The following is a 19,772-nucleotide window of genomic DNA, read 5'->3' as shown; positions in this document are numbered from 1 at the left end:
CTCAGTCGGTGCCACGTTGGTGCTGGTCGGTGCCGGTCGGTGCTCGGTCAGTGCTCGGTCATCAGTTCGGAGTCGATGAAGGCGAACAGGTCGTCCGCGGACGCCGTGGCCAGCCGCTCGGCCGTGGTCGCCCCCTCCGGCGCGGACGTCAGGCCGTCGAGCAGGGCCTGTAGCTGCGAGGCCACCCGTGCGCGTTCCTCGGGCGGCAGTGCGCCCGCCTGCGCGCCGATCCGGTTGAGGTCGGCGAGCACGACGTCCGCGGACGGCTCCTCCGGCGCGCACAGCGTGGCGCGGAGGTGCTCCGCGAGTGCCTTCGGCGAGGGGTGGTCGAACACCAGGGTGCTCGGCAGGTTCTCCCCCGTCGCGGTGTTCAGCCTGGTGCGCAGCTCGACCGCCGCGACCGAGTCGAAGCCCATGTCCTCGAACGACCGGCCGGGCTCGACCTCGGTCGCGTCGCCGTAGCCCAGCACCGCCGCCACCTGCGTACGCACCAGGTCGAGCAGCGTGCGCTGCTGTTCGGCCGGGCCCATCTCGCGGAGGCCGGACAGCGCCGGAGACGGCCCGGCCGGCTGGGAGGCGAGGCCGGAGCCGGCCCCGGAACCGGCGCCTGCGTCCGCGCCGGCCGGCGGCAACGCGTTCAGCAGGGGCCGCGGCCGGGCCAGGGTGTAGGCGGGGATGAAGCGCGGCCAGTCGAAGTCGGCGATCACGACCTCGGTGTCGTCGTGGTCGAGCGCCTGGCCGAGGGCCTTGACGGCCCGCTCGGGCCGCATCGCCGGGGTGCCGATCCGGCGCAGCACCGCGCCGAGCTCGGCGTCGACCATGCCGCTCTCCCAGGGGCCCCAGGCGATGGAGGTGGCCGTCAGGCCGCGGGCCCGCCGGTCGCGCGCGAGCGCGTCCAGGTAGGCGTTGGCGCTGGCGTAGGCCGTCTGCCCGCCGCTGCCCCAGATCGCCGCGCCCGACGAGAACAGCACGAACGCGTCCAGCGGCCGGTCGGCGAGCAGCTCGTCGAGGTGCCGCGCGCCCGCCACCTTGGCCTCGCCGACCTCGGCGAACTCGTCGACGTCGAGGTCGGCCGGCGACGCGATCCGCTGCAGGACCCCGGCGGCGTGCACGACCGCGGTGAGCGGCGGCTCGGCGGGCAGGTTCTCCAGCAGGTCGCGTACGGCGTCCCGCTGGGCGACGTCACAGGCGACGACGCTCACCCGGGTTCCCCGGGCGGTCAGCTCCTCGGCGAGCTCCGCCGCTCCGGGGGTGGCCGCGCCCCTGCGGCCGGCCAGCACGATGTGCTCGGCGCCGCGGCCCGCGAGCCAGCGCGCCACGTGCGCGCCCAGCCCGCCGGTGCCGCCGGTGATGAGGATGGTGCCGCGCGGCCGCCACGACCGCGCGGGGGCGGTCCCGCCGAGGCCGGCCGGCACCATGCGCCGGCCGAGAATCCGTCCGGACCTGACCGCGACCTGGTCCTCCCCGGTGGTCCCGGACAGGACGGCGGCGAGCCCGTCGAGGGCCGCCTCGTCGATCGTCTCGGGCAGGTCGACCAGGCCGCCCCAGCGCTCGGGGTGGTCGAGGGCGACGCCGACGCCGAGGCCCCAGATCGTCGCCTGGTCGGGGCTCGGCGGCGCGTCCGAGGGGCCCGTGCCGACTCCCCGCCGGGTGACGCACCACAGCGGCGCGGTCACTCCGGCGTCGCCGAGCGCCTGCACGAGGGTGAGGGTCGCGGCGGTGCCGGCGGGCAGCGCGTCGTGCCGGGGATGCGGGCGTTCGTCGAAGGCCAGCAGGGACAGCACCCCCGCGAGGGGCGTCCCGCCCGCGAGGGCCCGGCGCACGGCGTCGGCCGTCGCGGCGCGATCGGCGCCGGTCTCCAGCACCTCGACGGTCGCGCCCCGGCCGGCGATTCCGGCCGTCAGCGCCGCGACCGCCTCGCGAGCACCGTCCCCGATCTCTCCGCCGGGCACGGCGACCAGCCACGCGCCGGTCAGCGCGGGAGCGCCTGCCGGCGCCTCGTGCCAGTCGATCTTGTAGCGCCACGCGTCCAGGTCGGCGTCCGGCAGGGCCGGGGTCTCCCGCCAGTACTGCTTTCGCTGGAAGGCGTACGTGGGGAGCTCGGTCCGGGTGCCGCCGGTGCCCTCGTAGAACGCCCGCCAGTCGATCGCACGGCCGCGCACGTGCAGGGTGCCCAGCGCCGAGACGACGTCGTGCGCCTCGCCGGCGCTGCGGGAGGACCCGCGCAGCAGCGGCACGTACGCGCGGTCCTCGCCGGGCGCGCCGTCGGCGGCCAGCGCGGTGAGCACGGCGGCGGGACCGAGTTCGAGGAAGGTGGTGACGCCGCCGTCCGCCAGCCACCGCACGGCCTCGTGGAAGCGCACGGTCTGCCGCGCGTTGCGGAGCCAGTAGTCGGCGTTGGCCAGCTCCGCGGCGCCGACCGGCCCGCCGGTGACCGTCGAGACGAGCGGGACCCGCGGCGGGTGGTAGGTCAGTCCCTGCGCCACGGTGCGCAGTTCGGCGAGCATCGGCTCCATCAGCGGCGAGTGGAAGGCGTGGGACACCCGCAGCCGCCGGATCTTGCGGCCCTTGGCCTCGAACCGCGCGGCGAGCTCGCTCACCGCGGCGTCGACGCCGGAGATCACCACGGCGGACGGCCCGTTGATCGCGGCCAGGCCGACCCGGTCGTCGAGCAGCGGCGCGATCTCCTCCTCGCTCGCCTGCACGCTGATCATCGCCCCGCCGTCGGGCAGCGCCTGCATCAACCGCCCGCGCGCCGCCACGAGCTCGGCCGCGTCCGCGACCGACAGCACGCCCGCCGCGTGCGCGGCGGCCAGCTCGCCGACGGAGTGACCGGCCAGGTAGTCGGGCCGCAGTCCCCACGCCTCCAGCAGCCGGAACAGCGCCACCTCGATCGCGAACAGCCCGGCCTGGGTGTAGAGGGTCTGGTCGATCGCCCCGGTGTCGTCGCCCCAGAGCACCTCCCGCAACGGCCGCGCCAGGTGGACGTCCAGCTCGGCGGCGACCTCGTCGAACGCCTCGGCGAACGCGGGGAACGCGGCATGCAGCTCCTGGCCCATCCCCGGCCGCTGCGCCCCCTGGCCGGTGAACAGGAACGCCGTCCCGCCGCGGGGCTGCGCCACGCCGCGCAGCACGTCGGGGCCGTCGGTGCCGTACACCAGGGCGGTCAGGCCGCGCCGCAGGTCCTCGCGGTCGGCCGCGACCAGCACGGCACGGTGCGGCAGCGCCGCCCGCGCGGTCGCCGAGGTGAACCCGATGTCGGGCAGTGACAGCTCCGGCCTGGAGTCCAGGTGGGTCAGCAGCCGCACGGCCTGCGCGGGCAGCGCCGCGCCGGTGTGCGCGGAGAGCAGCACCGGCAGGACCGGCACCGTCGAGGCCGGCGGGCGCGAGAAGACCTGCGGGTCCTCCTCGGCCGTCGGCGGCTCCTCGATGATCACGTGCGCGTTGGTGCCGCTGAGCCCGAAGGAGGAGATCCCCGCGCGGCGCGGGCGTCCGGAGGCGGACCAGGGAACCGGCTCGGTGAGCAGCCGGACGGCGCCGGCCGACCAGTCCACGTTGGGCGAGGGCTCGTCGACGTGCAGCGTCTTGGGCAGGACGCCGTGACGCAGCGCCATGACCATCTTGATGATCCCGGCCACCCCAGCCGCCGCCTGGGTGTGGGCGATGTTCGACTTCAGCGACCCCAGCCACAGCGGCCGGCCCGCCGGGCGGTTCCGGCCGTACGTCGCGATGATCGCCTGCGCCTCGATCGGGTCGCCGAGCGTCGTCCCGGTGCCGTGTCCCTCGACCACGTCCACGTCCTGGGCGGACAGCTGGGCGCTGGCCAGCGCCTGCTGGATGAGCCGTTGCTGGGACGGCCCGTTCGGGGCGGTCAGGCCGTTGCTCGCGCCGTCGGAGTTGACCGCGCTGCCGCGTACGACCGCGAGGATCGGGTGGCCGTTGCGCTCCGCGTCCACGAGCCGCTCGACCAGCAGCAGGCCGACGCCCTCGCCCCAGGCCGTGCCGTCCGCCGCCGCCGCGAAGGACTTGCACCGGCCGTCGGCCGCGAGCCCCCGCTCCTGGCTGAACCCGACGAACGAGTCCGGCCCGGCCATGACCGTCGCGCCGCCGACGACGGCCAGCGTGCACTCACCGGCCCGCAGCGCCTGGATCGCCCAGTGCAGCGCGACGAGGGAGGACGAGCAGGCCGTGTCGACGGTGACCGCCGGGCCCTCCAGGCCGAAGCTGTAGGCGATCCGGCCGGACGCCACGCTGGCCAGCCCGCCGGCGCCGCCGCCCGGCGCGTAGTCGTGGTAGACGATGCCGGTGAAGACACCGGTACGGCTGCCGCGCAGTGACGCGGCGTCGATCCCGGCGCGTTCGAACAGCTCCCAGGTGGTCTCCAGGAGCAGCCGCTGCTGCGGGTCGGTCTCCCGCGCCTCCCTCGGGCTGATCTTGAAGAAGTCGGCGTCGAACTGGCCCGCGTCGTGCAGGAAGCCGCCCATGGTGGTGTAGGTCTTGCCGGGCGCGCCGGGTTCCGGGTCGTAGAGCCCGGATACGTCCCAGCCGCGGTTGACGGGGAACGACGAGACCGCGTCGCCCCCGCTGGCGACCAGCTCCCACAGGTCCTCCGGGGAGGAGACGCCGCCCGGGTAGCGGCAGCTCATCGCGACGATCGCGATCGGCTCCCCCTGCCGCGCCTCCATGTCGCGCAGCAGCCGCTTGGTCCGGCTCAGATCGGCGGTCGCCCGCTTCAGGTAGTCCCTGAGTTTGTCGACGTCAATCATGTCAATCTCCACTGGAAGGGACTGTCGGCGAATCGACGCCGAGTTCGCTGTCGATGGCCGCGAACAGTTCCTCGTCGCTGGCGTAGCTGAAGTCGTTGTCCGCGGCGATGCCGCCCATCACCCGGGAGTCCTGCCAGCGGCGCAGCAGCGCCTCCAGGCGGGCGGTGATCCTCCCGGACTCGTCGCCCATCACATCGCAGTTCTCCAGGGCCGTCTCCAGCGCGTCCAGCTCCGCGAACACCGGCGAGGCCGAGCCTCCCGCGCCGATCTCGCCGTCCAGGTAGGCGGCGATCGCCTGACACGTCGGATAGTCGAAGACCAGGGTGGACGGCAGCGAGAGCCCGGTCATCGCGCTGAGCCGCTTGCGCAGCTCGATCGCGGCCAGCGAGTCGAAGCCGAGCTCCGACAGGGCGCGGTCGGCGTCGACCGGCTCCTGCGAGGAGTGGCCGAGCACCACGGCGACCTGTTCCTGAACCAGGTCGAGCGCCGCCTGCGCCCGCGCGACCCCCGACAGGCCGCCGAGCCGCTGCCGCAGCGCCGCGGCGGCGTCCTCGTCGATCGGGGGCAGGTCGACCGCCATCCTCCCGACGTTCGGCCGGTCCGCGTCGATCCAGTAGCGCTGGCGCTGGAAGGCGTAGGTGGGCAGGTCGACCCGGTTGGCGCCGGTCTCGGCGTAGAAGGCCTGCCAGTCGACCGGGACACCGGCGGTGTGCAACTGGCCGAGCGCGGCGACGACCGTGCCCGGTTCGGGTCGCTCGTTCCGCATGGTGGCGGTGAAGACGGTGGTGTCGGCCTCGTCGAGGGTCTGCTGGGCCATCGCGGTCAGCACCGCGTCCGGGCCCAGCTCCACGAACCGGGTCACCCCCTGCCCGGCCAGGGCGCTGACGGCGTCGGCGAACCGCACCGCGCCGCGCACCTGGTCCACCCAGTACCGCGCGGTGCCGAACCCGTCGTCGGCGAGACCGCCGGTGACGGTGGACACGATCGGGATCGACGCCGGAGCGTAGGTCAGGGACTCCGCCACGGTGTGGAAGTCGGCGAGCATCGGCTCCATCAGGTGGGAGTGGAAGGCGTGGGAGACCCGCAACCGGCGCGTCTTGCGCCCCTGCTCCGCCAGCTTCGCCGCCAGGGCCAGAACGGGTGCTTCCTGCCCGGAGACCACCACCGCACGGGGGCCGTTGACCGCCGCGATGTCCACCCCATCGGTGAGCAGGGGGGTCACCTCGTCCTCGGTGGCCTGGATGGCGACCATCGCCCCACCCGACGGCAGGGCCTGCATCAACCGGCCCCGCGCCGCGACCAGCCGGCACGCGTCGGCGAGCGACAGCATCCCGGCGACGTGCGCGGCGGCCAGCTCACCGACCGAGTGACCGGCCAGGTAGTCCGGCCGCACCCCCCACGAGGAGACCAGGCGGAACAGCGCCACCTCGATCGCGAACAACCCCGCCTGCGCATAAGCGGTCTGGTCCACCAGATCGGCGTCGGTACCCCAGATCACCTCACGCAACGGCCGATCCAGATGCCCATCCAGCTCAGCGACGACCGCGTCGAAGGCCTGGGCGAACACCGGGAACGCCGCGTGCAGTTCGCGGCCCATGCCGAGCCGCTGGGCACCCTGACCGGTGAACAGCACACCCACCTTCCCAGTGGAGCGGGCGACGCCCTGCACCACCCCAGGTGCGGTGCGGCCCTCCGCCAGCGCGGCCAGCCCCGCCAGCAGCCCGGCCCGATCCCCGCCAGTGATGACCGCCCGCCGCTCGAACGACGCCCGCGTCGTCGCCAGCGACAACCCGACATCCGCAACGCCGAGGGAGGGACGGTCCTGCACGAAGGACAGCACCCGCGCCGCCTGACCGGCCAGCGCATCCGCCGTCTTGCCTGAGACCACCCACGCGACCGGAGCCGCGCTCTCGCTCTCGACCGGGACCTGCGTGGTGCCGTCGGCCACCTCAGGCGAGGCGGGGAGGACGGTGCCGGCGAGCAGGGCCGGGGAGGGAGCCTCGGCAAGGAGGACATCCGCAGGGGCGAGGTCGGCGGGGGCCTGCTCGATGATCACGTGGGCGTTGGTGCCGCTGATCCCGAACGATGACACACCCGCACGACGCGGACGGTCCACCTCCGGCCACGGCATCGCCTCGGTCAGCAACTGAACCTGACCCGCCGACCACTCGATGTGCGGGGACGGCTCGTCCACGTGCAGCGTCTTGGGCAGCACCCCGTGCCGGATCGCCTCCACCATCTTGATGACCCCGCCGACACCGGCCGCCGCCTGGGCATGACCGATGTTCGACTTCAGCGACCCCAGCCACAGCGGCCGCTCCTCCGGACGGTCCTGACCGTAGGTCGCCAGCACCGCCTGCGCCTCGATCGGGTCACCCAGCGTCGTCCCGGTGCCGTGACCCTCCACCGCATCGACGTCCTGCACCGACAACCGCGCGTTGGCCAGGGCCTGACGGATCACCCGCTCCTGCGACGGACCGTTCGGCGCCGTCAGACCATTCGACGCACCGTCCTGGTTCACCGCCGTACCCCGCACCACCGCGAGCACCCGGTGCCCGAGCCGCCGCGCGTCCGACAACCGCTCCACCAGCAGCACGCCGACGCCTTCACCGAGTGAGGTGCCGTCCGCGCCCGCGCCGTACGCGCGGCAGCGGCCGTCCGGCGACAGGCCCTGCTGCTCGCTGAAGTCGACCAGCATCTCCGGCGTGGCCATCAGCGTCACCCCGCCGGCCAGGGCGAGGGAGCACTCCCCCGACCGCACCGACTGGACCGCCAGATGCAGCGCCACCAGCGAGGACGAGCACGCGGTGTCGATCGTGACCGACGGGCCCTCGAACCCGAACACGTACGACACCCGGCCCGAGGCGATCGACCCGGTGCTGCTGTTCGCGGCGTAGTCGTGATACATCATCCCGGCGAACACCCCGGTCGCCGAGCCCCGCAGCGTATCCGGGTCGATGCCGGCCCGCTCGATCGCCTCCCACGAGGTCTCCAACAGCAACCGCTGCTGCGGGTCCATCGTCAGCGCCTCGTTCGGCGAGATCCCGAAGAACCCGGCGTCGAACTCGGCTCCCTCGTACAGGAAGCCGCCGCCCCGCGCGTACACCTTGCCCGGCGCGCCGCGCTCGGGGTCGTACAGCGCGTCGACGTCCCAGCCGCGGTCGGCGGGGAACTCGGAGATCGCGTCCACGCCGTCGGCGACCAGCCGCCACAGGTCCTCGGGCGAGGCCACCCCGCCCGGGTACCGGCAGGCCATGCCGATGATCGCGATCGGCTCGTCCGCACTCGGCGTGACCGCCGACGCGGGCACCGGGACGGGGGCGGACGTTGCCGCCGGGGCGAGCAGCTCGGCCAGGCGGTTCGCCGCGGCGCGGCTCGTCGGATAGTCGAAGATCATCGTGGCGGGGAGCCGGAGGCCGGTGGCCGCGTTGAGCCGGTTGCGCATCTCCAGCGCCGTCAGCGAGTCGAAGCCCAGCTCCTTGAAGGCCCGGTCCGGCTCGATCGCGTCGGCCGACGAGTGCCGGAGCACGTCCGCGACGCAGGTCCGCACCAGGTCGAGCAGCGTACGAGTGACCTCCTCGGGCCCGAGACCGGCCAGCCGGTCGGCGAGCGAGCTGTCGACCGTTCCCGAGTCGCGCGCGGCCCGGCGCGGCGGCCGCCGTACCAGGTCGCCGAGCACGGTGGGGAGCGCGTCGGCGGACGCCTGGGCGCGGAGCCCGGCCGGATCCAGGCGGACCAGGGCGAGGTGGGCGTCCCCGGCGGCGAGCGCGGCGTCGAAAAGGATCAGGCCCTGCTCGGGAGTGAGCGGCGGAAGCCCGTCGCGGCGCAGTCTCCGCGCGTGCTGGTCGTCGAGCGCGTCGGCCATGCCGACGCCGGTCCACGGGCCCCAGGCCATCGAGGTCGCGGGCAGGCCCGAGGCCCGCCGGTGGGCGGCGAGCGCGTCGAGGAACGCGTTCGCCGTGGCGTAGTTGGCCTGTCCGGCGGCGCCGATGGTGCCGGCGACCGAGGAGAACAGGGCGAAGACGGCCAGGTCGAGGTGCTCGGTCAGCTCGTGCAGGTGCCAGGCGGCGTCCGCCTTGGGCCGCAGCACGGCTTCGAAGTCGTCCGGCGTGAGGGTGGCGAGCACCCCGTCGGCGAGCACGCCCGCGGTGTGCACGACGCCGGTGAGCGGGTGCCCGGCCGGGATCGCGTCGATGACGGCGGCGAGCGCGGCCTTATCGGCGACGTCGCAGGCCGCGATGGTGACGTCCGCTCCCAGGCCGGTCAGCTCCTCGAGAAGCTCCGCGGCACCGGGCGCGGCGACGCCCCGGCGGCTGGTCAGCACCAGGCGGCGCACGCCGTACGCGGTGACCAGGTGCCGCGCGACGCGCCCGCCCAGGCCACCGGTGCCACCCGTGATCAGCACCGTGCCGTCCGGGTCGAGCACCCGACCGCCGGACGCGGCACCGCCAGGCACCGCAGCGTCGAGCGCCGCGCCGTCCTGCACAGCGCCGTTCTGCACAGCGCCGGCCGGGGCGAGCGAGGAACCGGGGACGCCGTCCGTCTCGGGGACGACCGCCAGGCGTGGCACGAGGAGTTCGCCGCCGCGCAGCGCGAGCTCGGGCTCGCCGGTGGCGGCGGCGCGGGCCAGCGTCTCCGGGGTGACATCGGACTCGTCGGCGTCGACCAGCACGAACGCGCCGGGGTTCTCCGCCTGGGCCGCCCGGACCAGGCCCCACACGGGCGCCTGGGTCAGCTCGACCGGGCCGCCGTCCACGGCGACGGCCCCCCGGGTGACCAGCACCAGCGGGCCGGTCGCGGCCCGCTCGTCGGCGAGCCGGTCGCGCAGCGCGCCGAGCACCTGCCGGACGATCTCCCGCACCTCGCCCGGCACGGCATCGCCGGCCGGGACGGGGCAGTGATAGACGGCGACCTCAGTGCTTTCCGTCGGACCCTCCGCGGGCGCGGAGACCGGCCGCCAGACGATCCGGTACGGCGAGAGCGCCTTCGTCTCCGCCGCCGGGGCCAGTTGCTCGGCGGAGACCGGCCGGCTGACCAGCCCCGCCACGGTCAGCACCGGACGGCCCGCGGCGTCTGCCGCCTCCAGCCGCACCGCGTCCGGCCCCTCCGGAGTGAGCCGCACCCGCAGTTCGGTGGCGCCGACCGCGTGCAGCGTGACGTCGGTCCAGGCGAACGGCAGGACGGTGTCGCCCGACCCGGTCACCAGGGCCGTGTGGAGAGCGGCGTCCAGGGCGGCCGGGTGCACCGCGAACCGCTCGGCGTCGCCGTGGGCCTCCTCGGGGAGCCTCACCTCGGCGAACAGCTCGTCGCCCCGCCGCCAGGCCGCCCGCAGGCCCTGGAACACCGGGCCGTAGGCGTAACCGCGCTCAAGGAGCCGGTCGTACGCGCCGTCGAGCGCGATCGCGGTCGCGTCGCGCGGCGGCCAGGTCGCCAGACCGGCGTCGGACGGTGTCGCGGCGCGGTCCCGCAGCGCGCCGGACGCGTGACACGTCCACGGCCCGTCGGGGTCGTCGTCCCGGCGCGAGTGCACGGCGACCGGGCGGGCGCCGGACTCGTCGGCGGGCCCGACGACGACCTGCACCAGCACGTTCTCGTCGTCCGCCAGGATCAGCGGCGCCTGGATGGTCAGCTCTTCGAGCACCGGGCAGCCGGCCTGCTGACCCGCGATCAGTGCCAGGTCGACGAAGCCGGTGCCGGGCATGAGCACCGTGCCGAGCGCGTCGTGGTCGGCCAGCCAGGGGTGGGTCCGCAGCGAGACGCGGCCGGTGAACAGGTGCCCGTCGCCGTCGGCGAGGGTGACGGCGGCGCGCAGCAGCGGGTGCTCGATCGGCTCCTGGCCCAGCGCGGTCACCTCGACGGCCGACTCGGGGTTCTGCCAGTAGCGCTCGCGCTGGAAGGCGTACGTCGGCAGGTCGACCACGCGCGCGGCGGGCCGTCCGGCGGTCCAGTCGACCTTCGCCCCGCAGACGTGCGCGTTCGCGAGGGAGGTCAGGAACCGGGTGAGGTCGCCCTGGTCGCGGAGCAGCGACCCGACCACCGCGGCGTCGGCCTCCTCGGCCTCGAAGGTCGCCTCCACGCCGTGCCGCAGCACGGGGTGCGGGCTGCACTCGACCCAGAGGTCGAATCCGTCCCGCAGCAGCGCCCGGGTGGCCTCGTCGAACCGTACGGTCTCGCGGAGGTTGGTGTACCAGTACTCCGCGCCGAAGGCGGTGGTGTCGGCGAGGTCGCCGGTCACCGTGGAGTAGAACGCGACGGACGCGGGCCGGGGGGTCACCGGGGCGAGGATCTCGATGAGGCTCTCGCGGATGGCCTCGACGTACTGGGAGTGGGACGCGTAGTCGACCGGGATGTTCTTGGCCCGCAGGCCCTCGCCGGTCAGTTCGGCGAACAGTTCGGCCAGCGCCTCGGGGTCTCCGCAGACCACCACGGAGCCGGGGCCGTTGACCGCGGCCAGGCACAGCCGGCCGCCCCAGCGCTCGATGCGGGCGGTGGCGGCCTCCGCGCCGAGCGGGACGGACATCATGCCGCCCTGTCCGGCGAGTTGCTCGCCGATCAGCCGGCTGCGCAGGGCGACCACCCGCGCGCCGTCCTCCAGGGACAGCGCGCCCGCCACGACGGCCGCGGCGATCTCGCCCTGCGAGTGGCCGACGACGGCCTCCGGGACCACCCCGTTGGCCCGCCACAGCTCGGCGAGCGACACCATCACGGCCCACAGCACGGGCTGCACGACGTCCACCCGGTCGAAGCCAGGCGCCCCGGGCTCGCGCCGCAGCACGGCGAACAGGTCCCAGTCGACGAACGGCTCCAGCGCCCGCGCGCAGGCCGCCATCCGGTCGGCGAACGCGGGCGCCTGGTCGATCAGGTCCGCCGCCATCCCCGCCCACTGCGACCCCTGACCGGGGAAGACGAAGACGGGACGACGCGTCACCGGCGCGAAACCGGTGACGACCTTGGCGTCGTTCTGGCCGGCGGCGAGCGCCGCCAGCCCCGCGACCAGTTCGTCCCGGTCGCCGCCGAGGACGACGGCCCGGTGCTCGAAGCGGGCGCGGGCCGTCGCGAGCGAGTACGCGACGTCCGCCGCCTCCAGCTCCGGGCGGACGTCCAGGTGGGACCGGAGCTGCCCGGCCTGGGCGCGCAGCGCCTCCGGGCTCTTGGCCGACAGGATCCACGACGTCACCGGGGACGCGCCGGCCTCCACCGGGGAGTCCGACGGGGTCTCGCCCGTGGCCTCACCCGGGGTCTCGCTATGGGAAGCGGCCGGGGAGTCGGCCGCCTGTTCGATGATCACATGGGCGTTGGTGCCGCTGACGCCGAACGACGACACCGCGGCACGCCGCGGCCGGTCGACCTCGGGCCAGGGCGTCGCCTCGGTCAGCAGCCGGACGTTGCCCGCCGACCAGTCCACGTTGGGCGTCGGCGCGTCCACGTGCAGGGTCCTGGGCAGCAGCCCGTGCCGGATCGCCTGCACCATCTTGATGACCCCGCCCACGCCGGCCGCCGACTGGGTGTGCCCCAGGTTCGACTTGAGGGAGCCCAGCCACAGCGGCCGGTCGTCCGGGCGGTTCTGGCCGTACGTCGCGATGATCGCCTGGGCCTCGATGGGGTCGCCGAGCTTGGTGCCGGTGCCGTGGCCCTCGACCACGTCCACGTCCGCCGGCGACAGCCCGGCGTGCTCCAGCGCGCGGCGGATGAGCCGCTGCTGCGACGGCCCGTTGGGCGCGGTCAGCCCGCTGCTCGCGCCGTCCTGGTTCGTCGCCGTCGCGCGCAGCACGGCCAGCACGGGGTGGCCGTTCGCACGCGCGTCCGACAGCCGCTCCAGCAGCAGCACGCCGCAGCCCTCGCCCCAGCCGGTCCCGTCCGCGGCCGCCGCGTACGACCGGCACCGGCCGTCCGGGGAGAGCGCCCGCTGCTTGCTGAACTCGACGAAGGCGTCCGGGCTCGCCATCAGGCACACGCCGGAGGCGAGAGCCAGCGTGCTCTCCCCCGCGCGCAGGGACTGCGCGGCGAGGTGCACCGCGACGAGGGACGAGGAGCAGGCCGTGTCCACCGTCACGCAGGGGCCCTCGAAGCCGAAGATGTAGGACACCCGGCCCGAGGCGACGGAACCGGTGCCCTGCGCGTCGGCGTAGTCGTGGTACATCATCCCGGTGAACACGCCCGTGGCGCTGCCCTTCAGCGTGCCCGGGTCGATGCCGGCGCGTTCGAACGCCTCCCAGGTGGTCTCCAGCAGCAGTCGCTGCTGGGGGTCCATCGCCAGGGCCTCACGGGGCGAGATGCCGAAGAAGGCCGCGTCGAAGTCCCCCGCGTCGTACAGGAACGCACCCTCACGGGTGTACGCCTTGCCGGGTTTGCCGGGTTCCGGGTCGTACAGGTCCTCCGGCCAGCCGCGGTCGGCGGGGAACGCCGACGTCGCGTCGACCTCGTCGACGACCAGGTTCCACAGGTCCTCCGGCGAGGACACCCCGTGCGGGTAGCGGCACGCCATCCCGACGATCGCGATGGGTTCGCCGGAGGACCGGTGTTCCAGCTCGGCGAGCCGTCTCTTGGCCTCCCGCAGGTCGGCGGTGGTCCGCCTGAGGTATTCGAGCAGCCTCTCCTCGTTGCCCATTTCTTCTCCGCGAGGTCCCTATGCCGTGGTCTGGGAGACGGCCGAATCAGCGGGCGCGGCGTCGAGGACGCCGGAGAAGCCGGGATACTGCGCGATCGCCTCGTCGGCGGTCAGCGGCGGCAGCTTCGGTCCACGCATCATCGCCACCAGCAGCGGCAACGTCATCATCTTCTTGGGGGTGATCACCAAGGACGCCGCGCTGTAGGTCGCACGGGCCATGGCGGGGTGCTCGGTGACCACGCGGCCCCAGCGGGCGGCCATCTTGAGCTGCGATGGGCCGCCGCGGAGGGTCAGGTTGGTGCGCACGTTGGGGAACCACCGGTCCTGGCCGATCGCGACCTCCCACCAGGGCTCGCCGGCCTTCGCGATACGCTGCTGCGCCCGCCGGGCCAGGCCGTCGGTGAACCCCGTACGCTCCACTTCCTCCCGCAGCGCGAGCGCGCCGAAGGCCGAGATCGACATCCCGGTGGCGTAGTTGGGGTTGAGCGTCATCGCCGCGTCGCCGAGCACGACGAAGCCCTCCGGGACGATCCGCTCGAAGTGCCTGCGCCGGTTGGCCAGGCCGCGGTAGGCCCGGATCTCGCCGAGCGGCGTCGCGCCCGCGAGCAGGTCCGCGATGATCGGGCTCCGCATGCTGCGGGCGAACTCGAGCCAGCCCTCCTCGTCGGTGGGCGGGTGCGCGCCCCTGGTGCCGATCAGCGCGACGATCCAGCGGCCGTCCTCGTTGGGGAGCAGCGCGGCGCCGCGGCCCGGCTCTCCGGTGCTGTTGTCGGCCTGGATCAGGATGCCCGGGAAGTCGTCACCGGCGGACGGCGGTGCCAGGAACGACCGTCCCGCGTACGCGAAGCCGGCGTCCAGCGTGTCCTCGGCGACCTCGGGCAGGCCCAGGTCGGTGAGCCAGCGGGGCGAGTCGGAACGGCGGCCGGCCGCGTCGACGACGAGGTCCGCCTCGATCGTCTCCGCCGGCCCGCCGTCACGCTCGACGCGTACGCCGGTGACCCGGGAGGCGTCACCGGTCAGCCCGACGACCTTGGCCGACTGGATGAGGGTGATCCGGTGATAGCTGAGCGCCTGGCGGCGTACGACGTGGTCGAGCAGCGGGCGGCTGCAGGTGACGACGAAGGGGTCGCCGTCGAAGCGCCGGCTCCAGCCCTGCGGGGACAGCATCGCCATCCGCTCGCCGATCCGCAGGTGATGCGCCCCGTGCGCGTAGAGCATGTCGGTCGTCTTGGGCAGCAGCGTGTCCAGCGCCATCGCCCCGCCGCCGAACAGCATGTGGTTGTGGTGGCCCTGGGGAAGCCCGCGCCGCTGGGCGGGCGAGGTGGGAAACGTGTCGCTCTCGATGATGGTGACCCGGTCGACGTGGCGGGCGATCGCAGTCGCCGCCAGCATCCCGGCCATCCCACCGCCGATGATCGCCGCGTGGGTCATCGTCGCACTCCCCGGTTTCAGACGCTCGCCGCTCGGCGCTGGGCCTCCTGCTCCAGCGCCGCGAAGGTGTGGTGCATGTCGCGTGCCATGCCCTTGGCCCAGAACAGCTTGAAGACCGGCGTGAACCAGCCGGTCAGCTGGACCCGGCGGGTCACCTTGACCTGACCGGCGCCGATCTGCTCATAGGTGTTGGTGATCGCCATGGCCCCGCCGGGCATCGGCGACTCGGTCGAGTACTCCTTACCGGGGATCACCGCGACGACCTTGAACGGGCCTCCGGGGGCGCCGCGCGGCTTGGTCCAGCCCTCCGCGCCCGGCACGAAGTCGCCCTCGAAGCGCGACACGTCGACGTGCGGGTCCCAGCTCGCCCACGAGGCCGGGTCCGACACGGTCTCCCAGACTGAGGCGATGTCGCCGGTGATGGTGGCTGACTCCGTAAGGCTCAGCATGAGGTACCTCTTCACTCATCAGGGTTCTTCGGGTGAGCTGGCCGTCGACCACGGCGGCGAACGCTCATTTGCTGATTCATTGAATCGGGATGCAACCCCGAACCGCCAGAGGATTCGCCCCCTATCATTGGCTTAGCAGGGATAGGGGTCTATTGCCCTTTTCAAGGGGAAACGCCCTGAGTGACAACAGGGTGAAATCGCCCGCAAATGGGGCTAATAGTGGGCGCGTACGCGATATTCATCGCCGGCCGCTCGTCGCCTCGCGCCTGACGCCGGGCGAAGGCGGCCGGGCAGCGCCGTGAGCCGCCGGCTCACACGCGGGGCGACCGGCCGGAGCGCCACCCCCGGGACGCCGCACCTGGGGCACCCCAACCGGGGCGCTCTTCTCAGCGGGGCCGTCGCGCCGCGGTCCGTACGCCGCAGTCTGTACGCCGCGGTCCGTGCGCCGCGGTCCGTGCGCCGCGGTGCTCACGCGCGGCGCATGCGCGATTCGCGCGGGGTCCCGTCGCGGGCGTGATCCTCATCCGCGCGGCTCTCGTCCGCATGCCGCTCCACGCGGCCCTCGCACGCGGGACCGTCGTGTGTGCGGCCGGTTCTCGCGTACGGCCGGCGCGAGCATGGTGGCGGTGCGCGCGGCCGTCGTTCAGGACGCCGGGATGCCGGCCGCCCTGGCGGCCGTGGCCGGGCGGGTCACGGCGCGGGTCATGGTACGGGTCACGGCGCGCGGGTCACGCCACGGTGGCGCCGAGCCCGGTGACGTACCTGATGCCGAGCCGCATCACGTGCCTGGCGGCACCCCTGGTGACGTGCCTGGCGACGTCCCGGTCGAGGTGCCTGGCGGTGGCTGCGGCGCCGGGTGTGGGGACGGAAGGCCGGTGACTCACACCGGCTCGCGAACCACGCCTGCCTCCCTGGCCGGCAGGGCGAAGTCACGCTGGTACCACAGCAGCGGCGTGCCGCCGACGTTCAGTCGCGTCGCGACCATCGACCCTACCAGCAGGTCATGGTCCCCCACCGCGAGGGTGCCGCTCGACACGCAGCGGAAGGCCGCCTTCGCGTCCAGCAGGCAGGGCAGGTCGGAGTCGGGCCAGAAGCCCAGCTCGCCGCCCGCGAAGCGGTCGACGCCGTGGGTGGCGAAGGTCCTCGCGAGGTCGCGGTGCTGCTCGCCGAGGACGTTCACCACGAACTCCCGGCAGGAGGTGATGGCCTCGTGGCAACTCGATCGGCGGTCCACACCGACCAGCAGCAGCGGCGGCTCAAGGGACCCGGAAGTGACGGAACTGGCAGTGAAACCCCAGCGACGCCCATTCTCGTCCACTGTCGTGACGATTGTGAGCGGTGCCACGAGTTCCGCCATCGCCTGGCGAAAGGCGCCTGCGTCTATAAGTGATTCCACTTGCATTGTCACGATTTGAGTTTCACATCATGCCATCGCTGCGCACATCCCCTGCCGACCCCTAACACCGACCGTTATTCGGTCGCCGACGGCCCGCGGGGAGCCCACGGCGGCAACGATGGCGACGATCAGGCGGACGGACAACCCCTACCGGGATCACCCCTGCCGGACCCTGCAGATGCGCCCGCTCTGCCCCGAGATCGGCCTCCGACGCTTTCTCCCACGGCGCCGGCCCGCTTAACTGGCACCATGAACGAACCTGCGGCGATCAGGAGCATCCTGCCGCCCGGAGTGGTGGCGGTCGACACCTTTCACGACGCCCACGACGGGATGCTCTTCGCGGCGGAGGAGAAGGCCGTGAGCCGATCCGTGGACAAGCGCCGCAACGAATTCACCACCGCGCGCATCTGCGCGCGCCGGGCGATGAAACTGCTCGGCGTCCCCGAGCAGCCCATCCTGCGGGGTGATCAGGGCGAGCCCAAGTGGCCGGCGGGCCTGGTCGGCAGCATCACGCACTGCGCCGGCTACCGGGGGGCCGTCCTCGCCCCTCGCGGCGAGGTGGTCACCCTCGGCATCGACGCCGAACCCGACGACGCCCTGACGAACGGCGTGCTTGAGGCGATCTCCCTGCCCGAGGAACGCCTGGCCCTGCAGAAGCTGGCCCGCAAGCATCCCGGAGTCGCGTGGGACAGGCTGCTGTTCTCGGCCAAGGAAGCGGTCTACAAGGCGTGGTTCCCGCTGACGAAGCGCTGGCTCGACTTCGAGGACGCGATGGTGACCATCGACCCCGACAACGGCCGCTTCACCGCCGCGCTGAAGGTGAAGGGACCGTACGTCTCGGGGGCGCAGCTCACCGGCTTCTCCGGGCGCTGGGTCGCCACCAACGGCCTGCTGCTGGCCGCCATCGTCGTGCCCGCCCAGTCCCGCTGAGCCGGGCACACTGAGCCAGGCCCGTTGAGCCGCGGTCTGCTCCGGTTTCCGGCCGCCCATGCGGCCTCGGCACGCGCGGCGGGGTGACCTCGCGCCGGTCCCCCGCCGGTCAGCGGGCCTGTCGCGACACACGGGAAGCCTGTCGCGACACGCGGGAAGCCTGTCGCGACACGCGGGAAGACGGCGTGCGGACAGCACGGTCATGTGCGCCCGGTCATGTGCGCCCGGTCGGGGCGGCCCCCTTCGGCCCGCCGCCATCACGGCGAACAGCACGGCGAACAGCACGGCGACCACCGCGGCAGACATCACGGTAGGTATGGCGGGGCGGGCCTGTCCGCCGGCGGAGTTGACCGGGCGCGCGCCCGCGCGCCCGGTCGTGTGATCGGCCGCCGACGCGGTGCGGGCCGTCCGGTTCCGGGAGGAGAACCGGCCCACCCCGCCGTACCGCAGTGCTCGGATGAATGTCTCACTACTGCGGCGTCGCCGGCACCACTTCTGTGCTCGCCGATTCCCGCTTCGCCGCACTCAACGCGCGCGCCCGCCAACCCTCCGCGTGTCCCGCCCGAGGAAATGAGTCATGCTTCTACCAGCCATCACAAGGAGGGAGCGCCGTGACCGACACCCCGCGCGAGGGCGGATACCGGCCGGGCTACGAGGTGGCCGCGGAGCAGGTGCTGGAGTTGATCGCCCGGCTTGGCCTGCGTCCGGGTGACCGCATGCCGACGGAGAACGACCTGGCCGGACAGCTGGGCACCAGCCGCACCGTCGTGCGCGAGGCGGTGAAGATCCTGTCGGCGCTCGGCCGGGTGCGCGCCCAGAAGGGCCGGGGCCTGTACGTCGCCGACGACGAGGGCATGCTCGGGGCCGGGCGGCTGGCGTCGTTCTTCCTCCCCACCGACCTCGACCACGTCTACATGCTGTTCGAGTTCCGGCGCGCCCAGGAGATGGAAACGAGCCGGCTCGCCGCCCGCCGCGCCACCCCCGCCGAGCTCAGAGCCGTCGAGGAGGCCGCCGCCGTGTGCCGCCACGGCTTCGAGACCGGACGCGAGGACCTGTTCAACGAGGGCGACGACGCCTTCCACACCGCCATCGCCACGGCCTCGCACAACATGTTCCTCCAGATCGCCGTACGCGAGGCGCGGCGGCTGCAGGTCCAGTCCAACATGATCGGGCTACGCGGCTCGGTCGGCGGGCACACCGCCAAGGCCGTCGAGGAGCACGACGCCATCTACCAGGCCATCTGCGCCGGAGATCCGGCGGCCGCGGCCCACGCCGCCGCCACGCACATCGACAACACCCTGGACGACTACCGCAGAGAGATCCAGCAGCGCCTCTTCTCCCCGGCCGACCGGCCCGGCCCGGCGGTCAGCACGGGCAGGTCTGGGTGAGCGGGGCGGATACGGGCGACGCGGTTCAGGGCAGACCGGTCGGCACGGGGTTGCTCCATAGGCGCTCCGGTGCGTCGCACGACTGAGTCGCGGAGTCCGACTCTTCGTCCTGGCAACTCGTCGTGACGGTGGTGGTGTGAGGCAGAGCAAATACCACGTGTCCGGAGCCCGTCAAGTAGACGGCACGGGCGGTCCCGCCGCCCGCGCGACACCACCTGCCCTTATGGAGCGAAGATCGCCTCGCCCGGAGAGCGCCGCGTGAAAGTTTCACCGGCGAGGGGTTCACGGTCGGCCCGCCGCGACGATCTTTCACTGCCGGCCAGCGCTGCCGGCGTACAGGCCGGTGCTCGCGTTGCGGATCCACACATCGGCGCCGCCCCGTCGCCCACACCCCAGGCGTACCGCAGCAGGGTCACCCGTTTCAGCACCGCCCGCGCCGCCTGGGCTGGGCAGTCGCCCCATCCGTCGATCCCGCCGAACCGGCTGGTGGAGACCTCGGCCGCGGTCCCGACGGCGGTCACCACGCCCCCGGCCAGTACCAGCGCAGCCAGAAGTTTGAACATCCGACCACTGCTTTCGTGCGATCGTAGTGGCCGAATGATTTCGGCGACGGGAAGGCCGTCAAGAGCCCGCACTCGGGCCTTTCCGGTGCTTCTCCCGGCCTCCGGACACCGCCCATGCGCTCCCCCTGGGGCTGGTCAGGCCTCCGCCGGAGCCGATCAGTATGAAACATTCATCCGCGACGAACCGGGACGCGGCCGGGCGAGCAGCGGGTCAAGGGTCCGATGACGAGTGTGAAACTTG

Annotated in this window: 9 protein-coding genes; 2 read left to right on the top strand and 7 right to left on the bottom strand. The window is 73.5% G+C overall.

Annotation, left to right across the window (positions count from 1 at the left end; translation table 11 throughout):
- Window positions 1-47 precede the first annotated feature (47 nt).
- The 6 genes from HHX40_RS22620 to HHX40_RS22595 form a co-directional block, all read right to left on the bottom strand.
- On the bottom strand, window positions 48-4,766 hold the full coding sequence (locus HHX40_RS22620) for a type I polyketide synthase (protein ID WP_182882211.1): 4,719 nt from the start codon (window positions 4,764-4,766) through the stop codon (window positions 48-50).
- A 1-nt stretch (window position 4,767) separates the two neighbouring features.
- Window positions 4,768-13,374: a type I polyketide synthase gene (locus tag HHX40_RS22615; RefSeq protein WP_182882210.1), complete on the bottom strand. Its 8,607-nt coding sequence runs from the start codon at window positions 13,372-13,374 to the stop codon at window positions 4,768-4,770.
- An 18-nt stretch (window positions 13,375-13,392) separates the two neighbouring features.
- Window positions 13,393-14,805 (bottom strand): NAD(P)/FAD-dependent oxidoreductase, encoded by a 1,413-nt coding sequence (locus tag HHX40_RS22610; RefSeq protein WP_182882209.1) that lies wholly within the window; start codon window positions 14,803-14,805, stop codon window positions 13,393-13,395.
- A gap of 17 nt (window positions 14,806-14,822) precedes the next feature.
- Window positions 14,823-15,254, bottom strand: a complete 432-nt coding sequence (locus HHX40_RS22605) for an SRPBCC family protein (protein ID WP_182882208.1) — start codon at window positions 15,252-15,254, stop codon at window positions 14,823-14,825.
- Between the two features lie 728 nt (window positions 15,255-15,982).
- Entirely contained in the window at window positions 15,983-16,138 is a 156-nt protein-coding gene (locus tag HHX40_RS22600; protein ID WP_182882207.1) for a hypothetical protein, read from the bottom strand.
- Window positions 16,135-16,611, bottom strand: a complete 477-nt coding sequence (locus tag HHX40_RS22595; protein ID WP_244302290.1) for a flavin reductase family protein — start codon at window positions 16,609-16,611, stop codon at window positions 16,135-16,137. Before HHX40_RS22595 ends, HHX40_RS22600 begins: the two co-directional genes overlap by 4 nt.
- A gap of 288 nt (window positions 16,612-16,899) precedes the next feature.
- Here HHX40_RS22595 and HHX40_RS22590 point away from each other — a divergent pair, with 288 nt between their 5' ends.
- Window positions 16,900-17,580 carry a 4'-phosphopantetheinyl transferase family protein gene (locus HHX40_RS22590; protein ID WP_182877365.1) on the top strand — a complete coding sequence of 227 codons (681 nt, stop codon included), beginning with the start codon at window positions 16,900-16,902 and terminating at the stop codon, window positions 17,578-17,580.
- Between the two features lie 611 nt (window positions 17,581-18,191).
- Window positions 18,192-18,968: a FadR/GntR family transcriptional regulator gene (locus HHX40_RS22585; protein WP_220499457.1), complete on the top strand. Its 777-nt coding sequence runs from the start codon at window positions 18,192-18,194 to the stop codon at window positions 18,966-18,968.
- Between the two features lie 221 nt (window positions 18,969-19,189).
- On the opposite strand, the gene HHX40_RS22580 is transcribed toward HHX40_RS22585, so the two are convergent.
- Window positions 19,190-19,531, bottom strand: a complete 342-nt coding sequence (locus HHX40_RS22580; RefSeq protein ID WP_182882205.1) for a hypothetical protein — start codon at window positions 19,529-19,531, stop codon at window positions 19,190-19,192.
- Window positions 19,532-19,772 lie beyond the last annotated feature (241 nt).

This window comes from Microbispora sp. H10949 (genome assembly GCF_014161435.1).
GTDB classification, from domain to species: Bacteria; Actinomycetota; Actinomycetes; order Streptosporangiales; family Streptosporangiaceae; genus Microbispora; species Microbispora triticiradicis.
This window is presented reverse-complemented; position numbering and strand designations above follow the sequence as displayed.